Here is a 7,691-nt window from a genome sequence, read left to right as displayed (position 1 = left end):
AAGAAGGGGGAGGCCTCGCGGCCTCCCCCTTTTTTGCGTTTTATAAAGAGCTGTAATACAAGAACTCGCCTTCTTTTAGCTTGTCTTACTGTTTGGCTGTATTTTGAGTCCTTCTTTTGTATTTGCGCGATAATAACTCCCATTGGCGTTAGGGAGGACTTGATGTTTACCGTTTTTGTCTTGGGCAATATTGCTTCGGGTAAGTCGACTGCCTGCCGCTATCTCGAATCTCATGGCGCCATGCTTATCGATCTGGACGAGCTTGCCAAATCGCTGTATGTGCCAGGCTCCGATATCGTCAATGCCCTCGCGGAAGAATTTGGCTGGGATATTTTGGATGAGGAGGGCGGCATTCGCCGCAGCATCCTCGCTTCTCGAGCTTTCGCTTCTCCTGATTCGGTCGCACGGCTCAATGACCTTGTGCACCCCGTTCTCATTGAGCAGCTGTCACTGAGGATTCTCGATCCGGTTTGTTGTACGGTTTCATCTCCCCGTTATCCCTTTGCGGTTGTCGAGGTTTCTGCTCCGACTGGTTTTGAGGATGCATTTGGCTTGGCTGATGAAATTCTGGTCATCAGCGCCCCTTTGTCAGTTCGTCGCGAGCGTGCTATTCAGCGTGGCATGGAGCCATCTGATTTCGATGCCCGTTCTGCTTGCCAGCCCGATGAGTCTGCGCTGTGCAATCTCGCTACAACGGTGATTGATAATGCCGCAGGCGATAATTCGCTCTTTGAGCAGCTTGACTCATGGCTTGCATGCCATGGGTTTATAGACACTGCGAATAAGGAGGATGCCGATGCCTAAGACACGTTTCTTTGCGTGGTATCGCCTTATACCGCTGGCTGCCGTTTTTGCCTTCGGCCTTATCTCATTCGTTTACTCGTGTGCTCCTGCGGCTTTCTTTAAGCCGCTGTATCCCATTGACTACGAGGCGTATGTAAAGCAATCGAGCATTTCGCATAATCTGGATCCGTATCTGGTGTGCGCTGTCATTAAGTCGGAATCGAATTGGGATCCCGAGGCTGAGTCGAATCAGGGTGCTCAGGGATTGATGCAGCTGATGCCCGAGACTGCCCAGGATATGATCGCCAAGGGTCTTGTCGACGGTGGGGGGTATTCAGCCGACAACCTTAACGATCCCGCTACGAACATCGAGTTTGGCTGCGCGTACCTCTCGTATCTCTTAACGTATTTCAACGGGTCGACGGATAGCGCTATTGCCGCATATAACGCCGGCATGGGCAATGTGGATGGTTGGGCGCAGCAGAGCACCTCGCTTCATAATGCAATCACCTTTCCCGAGACGCAGGCTTATCTGATTCGCGTCAATAATGCCTGGGTTCGCTATAAGACGCTCTATCCCGATCGGTTCGTATAGGACTAAGCCCACCTCCTGCGTATACTGCAGATGTATGAGTTAGGAGTATCCATGGCGGAATTTGAAGTAGAACGCGTTGGTGGTGAACTTAAGCGCTTTGGCGTTGAGGGCGCTGAGGTGCCGTTTGAAGTCGTTTCTCCCTATGAGCCTGCAGGTTCTCAGCCTAAGGCCATTGAGTCGCTTGTGCAGGGTGTGAGGGACGGAGATCGCTATCAGGTTTTGCTGGGCGTGACTGGTTCGGGCAAGACCTTCACGATGGCTAAGACTATTGAGGCCCTGGGGAAGCCGACGCTGGTCATGGCTCCCAATAAAACGCTCGCCGCTCAGCTTGCGAGCGAGCTCAAAGAGTTCTTTCCCAACAACGCTGTGGTCTACTTTGTCTCGTACTACGACTACTATCAGCCCGAGGCGTATGTGCCGCAAAGCGATACATATATCGAGAAAGACTCCTCGATTAACGAAGAGGTCGAGATGCTGCGACATCAGGCGACCGCATCGCTGCTCTCTCGACGCGATGTAATCGTCGTTGCTTCGGTGTCCTGTATCTACGGTATCGGCTCTCCCGAGGACTATGCGGGGCTGGCGCCGAATGTCGACAAGAAAGTGCCGCTCGAGCGCGATGACTTTATCCATGCACTTATCGACATTCAATATGATCGCAATGACTATGACCTGGCACGCGGCACGTTCCGCGTGCGCGGCGATGTTGTCGACGTGTATCCGCCTTATGCCGAGCATCCGTTGCGGTTTGAGTTCTTTGGCGACGAGGTTGAGCTTATTGCCGAGATCGATGAGGTTACCGGTGAGATGCTTCGTGAGTACGAGGCCATCCCCGTATGGCCGGCATCGCACTACGTGACCGAGAAGCCGAAGGTCAAGGCGGCTCTGAAATCAATCAGTGAAGAGTGCGAGAAGCGTGTGGCCGAGCTCAAGGCGACCGACAAGTTGCTCGAGGCACAGCGTCTGCAGCAGCGCACCGACTATGATCTCGAGATGCTCGAGACCATGGGTTTTTGTAACGGTATCGAGAACTACTCGCGTCATCTGGACGGTCGAAAACCGGGCGAGCCGCCGTTTACCCTGATCGATTACTTCCCTAAGGACATGCTCTGCATCATCGATGAGAGCCATGTGACGGTGCCGCAGATTCGCGGCATGCACGAAGGTGACCGCTCGCGTAAGGTGACGCTGGTGGAGCATGGTTTTCGCCTTCCTTCGGCACTCGATAACCGCCCGCTTCGTTTCGATGAGTTTGAGGCAAGGATACCCCAGTTTATCTATGTTTCGGCCACACCGGGCGACTACGAGCTGCGGGTGAGCCAAAACGACGTTGAGCAGATTATTCGTCCAACCGGTCTGCTCGACCCCAAGATCGATGTGCGTCCGGTTCGTGGGCAGATTGACGATCTTGAGGACGAGATTCGCGAGCGCGTTGCCCGTAAGGAGCGCGTGCTGGTGACCACGCTCACCAAGCGCATGGCCGAGGACCTGACCGACCATCTGCTTGATGCCGGCATTAAGGTCAATTACATGCACTCCGATACAGCGACGATGGACCGTGTCGAGATCCTGCGAACGCTGCGCGAGGGCAAGATCGATGTTCTCGTTGGCATCAACCTGCTTCGCGAGGGCCTAGACCTTCCCGAGGTCTCACTGGTGGCAATTCTCGATGCCGATAAGGAAGGCTTCTTGCGCAACCGCCGTTCGCTGATTCAGACGATTGGCCGCGCGGCCCGTAACGCCGATGGCGAAGTCATCATGTATGCGGACGTTGTGACCGATTCGATGAAAGAGGCCATCGAGGAGACGCAGCGCCGTCGTGAGATTCAGATGGCATATAACGAAGAGCATGGCATTGTGCCCAAGACGGTGCGCAAGGCCATCAACGACATCTCAAGTTTTATTGCCGAGGCCGAAAAAACCGTGGGTTCCAAGGGGCGCTCGAAGGGCGGCTCTCTTGGACATGGCGCATTCTATACGCCCGATGAGTCGGGCGAGGGTGGCGTGCCGGAAACGGTGGCGCCCGAGCAGACACTTGCGGAGCAGTTGGAAGAACTGCCGCATGACGAGCTTGTGCGGATCGTCGAAACCATGGAAGAGGATATGCGTAACGCTTCTGCCGCCATGGACTTTGAGGAGGCGGCGCGCCTGCGCGATGCCGTCGTTCAGATTCGGGCGATGCTCGAGGGTGCGTCTGAGGACGAGACGATCGAGCGCTTACGTTCGCAGGCCCGCAAGGGTTCCACGTTCGCATCGGGCAGAAAACGCCAGGGTGCACGGTTTAAGAAATAGTGAACAGGCCCCGAGTTCCCTGTGGAGCTTGGGGCCTGTGTCTTTTGCGCGCTGGAATTCGTGCGTTAGAGGTCTGCGATCAGGGCTTCGGCACAACGGATGCCGTCGGTGGCTGCGCTCATGATGCCGCCGGCATATCCAGCTCCCTCACCACAAGGGTAGAGGCCCGGGGTCGACACGGCATGGCACGTTCGGTCTCGGGTGACAGTGACCGGTGAGCTCGAACGAGTCTCCACGCCGGTAAGAATGGCATCGGGGCGGTCGTAGCCGCGTAGCTTTTTTCCGAGTAGGGGAAGTCCCAGGCGGAGCGACTCGACGATATGCTGCGGCAGGGCTTCGTCAATTGCCGTCCAGGTCACACCGAGCGGATAGGTGGGCTTTACCTTTCCGGGCGCCTTGCTGGCGCGTCCTGCGAGGAAATCTCCGACGAGTTGTGCCGGTGCGTTCCAGTTGGAACCGCCCAGGCGATAGGCGGCCGCCTCGCAGGCACGCTGGAGCTCGACGCCGGCGAGTGGGTCATCGTTAGGAAGGTCCTCAGGCGTGACGTTAACGAGTAGGGCGGCATTTGCATTGCGTCCGTCGCGGGCATTGAGACTGGCGCCGTTGACGCACAGGTGGCCCTGCTCGGAAGAGGCGGCGACAACCTGCCCGCCGGGGCACATGCAAAACGAGAACACGCTGCGGCCGTTGGGAAGATGGGCGACGAGCTTGTAAGGGGCTGCTCCGAGGGCAGGATGTCCCGCCGAGGCTCCGTATTGGACTCGGTCGATGTCGCGCTGCGGATGCTCGATGCGAACGCCCATGGCAAAGGTCTTTTGTGCGAGGGCCACGTTGTGGCCCTTAAGGAGCTCAAAAATATCGCGAGCAGAATGCCCGCAGGCGAGGATGAGGTGCTTTGTCTCGATTGGCTCGCAAGCGGCGTCTTGGGACGATTGGACATCAATACCGGTGATGGCGCCAGACGCGTCGATGCGAATGTCGACGAGCTTCGTTCGATAGCGGACGACACCTCCGAGCTGCTCGATGCGCTGGGATATAGCGGTGACGACCGTGGGAAGGATGTCGGAGCCAATGTGCGGCTTGGCATCCCACAGAATATCGCGGGGCGCGCCCGCCTCGACGAAGGTTTCGAGGATAAGGCGATGGGCGGGATTTTTGGTTCCCGTATTGAGTTTGCCGTCCGAGAAGGTTCCCGCGCCGCCCAGGCCAAACTGGATATTGCTCTCGGGGTCGAGGATGCGCTCCTTTAGAAAGAGGTCGATCGCCTGCGAGCGGCGAAATGCCGGGTCGCCGCGCTCGATGAGCAAGGGCTTAAGACCTGCTTCGGCGAGCGTAAGCGCAGCGAAAAGGCCGGCGCATCCGGCGCCGACAACGACAGGGCGTTCTTGAGGCGCGTCGGAGGCGGGGGAGGGGAATGAAGGCTCATCGTCTTCTATCGCGCGTACGCGCGAGCGGTCACGCTCGGCAACGCTGTCGACCGCTTCTCGCTCGAGGTGGGGACTAGTCAGCTCAACACGAAAGCTCAGGATAAAATGGACGTCTCGTTTTTTGCGAGCGTCGATTGACTTGCGGTGGAGCTCGATGGACTTGATCTCGGAGTCCTTGCAACGTAGGACGCGCTTGGCGACTCGCTTGCCAACAATGAGACAGGCATTCTCATCGCCGGCTTCATCGAGCGATGCGTTGACTTGGGTGATTTCGATCATCGAGGTCTCCTTAGAGGCAAGAAAGAGGCCGTCCGGTATCCCAGACGGCCCGAATGCGTTTTTGATTATAGACTGTGCGGCTACAGGCTGCTTGCAGCGCGAATACCCGAGATCCAGGCCCATGCAAGGTTGAAGCCGCCGCAGTCGGCGTCGATGTCGAGCGCTTCTCCGCAGGCGTAAAGCGGGGCGCCAGTGGCGCTGCTCACGTAAAGATTGGGTGTCGAGACGCATTCGATAGATATGCCGCCACGCGTGACCTGTGCCGAGCGCTCCTCTGCCGTCCCTTCGACGGACAGTTTAAAGTGCTTGAGGATTGAGACCAGGTGGATGACATCGTTGGAGCCTGGATGGCACTGCTCGAACGCCGTGCAGACGACGCGGGAGAGTTGCGGGGCGAGCATGCCGTCGAGCCAACGGGGATCGCGGGGCGAAAAGCCGCCGAGCAGCTCAACGCGCCGGTTGAGCATATCGAGCAGCTCGTCTTTGGAGAGGTCGGGGAAAACGTCGAGCAGGATCGTATCGCCGCGCTGGATACGACGGGAGAGGTTGAAGACGGCGACGCCCGAGATGCCGAAGGCTCGAAACAGGACTTCACCGTCTTCGTGCCAGAGCTCATTATGATTGCGGGCGAGCGTCAAGCGGGCGCGGACGCGCAGGCCATCCAACGTCTTGAGTGCCGCCCGATCGCCGACGACCGTTGCCGATACGGGGCAGAGGATGGGGCGCAGCGAAGTGAGGGGGAGGCGAAACGTATCGGCGATACCGGTGGGGTTGCCACCCGTGGCGATAATTACGGCATGTGCCTCCAGGGCCTCGTTCTTGCGAGGGACATCGACGAGCGCTTTCCGAAGCGAGCGGAGCTCCGATTTTCGGTCGTCGTGCTTTTTTGCCTTGAGTGCCCGCGCTGGACGGTCTATTTGGAGTGTCCAGCCTTCGGAAGCTTTGTGCGCCGAGGCAACGTTGGCTCCGCAGATTAAGGTGATACCTAGGCGGTCGCAAACGTTGAGAAGCACGTCGCGCACCGATTCTGCGCGAAGGGAGCGCGGGTACAGCCGGCCTTCCTCGGAGGTTGTCATGATGCCCAGCGAGGAGAAGAAACCCATAAGCTCTTGTTCGGGCTGGGGGCCCATGACGGATTCGACGAATGCGGGGTGGTTATACCGCTGAGGATCAATCGATTCGTTGGAGAGGTTGCAGCGGCCGTTACCGGTCGCAAGGAGCTTAAGGCCACAGGCGACATCGCGCTCAACGATGCAGACGCTTTTGCCAACGCGTGCGGCCGTAATAGCAGCGGCGAGGCCTGAAGCCCCACCGCCGATTACCAGGACGTCATAGAAGGCGCTTGTGTTCACTTAGGCCTCGTCGGTCTCGTGCGGGGCAATGGCCTCGACGGCAGAGACTGCCTTGGGCAACATGCCATCGGGCAGCGCGGTCTCGACCTCGCCCTTATCGCAGGCCTCGGCGAGCGCGGGATCGATGGGCAACTGACCAAGGACGTCGAGATGATAGGTCTCGGCGACTTCGGGGAGCTTGCTCTTGCCGAAGACCTCGATCTTCTTGCCGCAGTCGGGGCACTCAATATAGCTCATGTTCTCGACAATGCCCAGAATGGGGACGTTCATCTTCTCGGCCATGTTGACCGCCTTGGCGACGATCATCGAGACCAGATCCTGCGGGCTCGTGACGATGACGATGCCGTCGACGGGCAGCGACTGGAAGACGGTGAGCGCGACGTCGCCTGTTCCCGGAGGCATGTCGACCAGCAGGTAGTCGATGGGGCCCCACGAGGTCTCGCTCCAGAACTGCCTAATGGCGCCTGCGATGACCGGACCGCGCCAAAGGACGGGGTCGGTCTCGTTTTGGAGCAGCAGGTTGGAGCTCATGACCTTGACGCCGTGCTCGGAGATTTCGGGCAGCATAAGGTTGCCAAGGGCATGGACGTGGCGTCCACTCATACCGAACATCTTGGGGATAGAGGGACCGGTGATGTCGGCATCGAGGACGCCGACCTTGTGGCCGTGACGGGCAAGCTCGGTGGCGATGGCACCGGTGACAAATGACTTGCCGACACCGCCCTTGCCGGAAAGCACGGCGATGACGCGCTTGACCTCGGACAGCGTGTTCTCCTCAAATTGCGACGGCGACGTTTGTCCGCCGGCGGCCTGTGCATGTTCGCAACCCATGTATGACTCCTTTGTATATGCTGGGGCCGGGGCCCCGCGATGTGACACGAGCGTCATTGTACCCTCGTTTACGAGCGGGAGTCATTTGCGATGCGTTTGGGCCGAGCGTGCTTGCAATACGATGGGCCCAAG

6 protein-coding genes are annotated in these 7,691 nt (G+C 58.4%); 3 read left to right on the top strand and 3 right to left on the bottom strand.

All coding sequences use genetic code 11. The features are described 5' to 3' along the window. From coaE to uvrB, 3 genes are all read left to right on the top strand, one after another. A partial coding sequence (coaE, locus tag DW211_RS03020) for a dephospho-CoA kinase (protein WP_233540929.1) occupies positions 1–804 on the top strand: 804 nt, incomplete at its 5' end. Further along, positions 797–1,378, top strand: coding sequence for a lytic transglycosylase domain-containing protein (locus tag DW211_RS03015; RefSeq protein WP_117806848.1), 582 nt, complete (start codon positions 797–799; stop codon positions 1,376–1,378). The genes coaE and DW211_RS03015, both read left to right, overlap by 8 nt. Positions 1,379–1,429: 51 nt before the next feature. Beyond that, positions 1,430–3,670, top strand: a complete 2,241-nt coding sequence (gene uvrB / locus DW211_RS03010; RefSeq protein WP_118259116.1) for an excinuclease ABC subunit UvrB — start codon at positions 1,430–1,432, stop codon at positions 3,668–3,670. Between the two features lie 65 nt (positions 3,671–3,735). Here uvrB and DW211_RS03005 read toward each other — a convergent pair whose 3' ends face one another. The 3 genes from DW211_RS03005 to DW211_RS02995 all read right to left on the bottom strand — a co-directional run bounded on the left by DW211_RS03005 (position 3,736) and on the right by DW211_RS02995 (position 7,559). Then, positions 3,736–5,376 (bottom strand): NAD(P)/FAD-dependent oxidoreductase, encoded by a 1,641-nt coding sequence (locus tag DW211_RS03005; protein ID WP_118259114.1) that lies wholly within the window; start codon positions 5,374–5,376, stop codon positions 3,736–3,738. Positions 5,377–5,456: 80 nt separating this feature from the next. Then, a complete protein-coding gene (locus DW211_RS03000) occupies positions 5,457–6,728 on the bottom strand; it encodes an NAD(P)/FAD-dependent oxidoreductase (RefSeq protein WP_118259112.1) in 1,272 nt (423 codons plus the stop codon). Further along, on the bottom strand, positions 6,729–7,559 hold the full coding sequence (locus DW211_RS02995; protein ID WP_118259110.1) for an Mrp/NBP35 family ATP-binding protein: 831 nt from the start codon (positions 7,557–7,559) through the stop codon (positions 6,729–6,731). Between the last annotated feature and the right edge of the window lie 132 nt (positions 7,560–7,691).

This window comes from Collinsella sp. AM18-10 (genome assembly GCF_003471585.1).
GTDB lineage: Bacteria > Actinomycetota > Coriobacteriia > Coriobacteriales > Coriobacteriaceae > Collinsella.
This window is presented reverse-complemented; position numbering and strand designations above follow the sequence as displayed.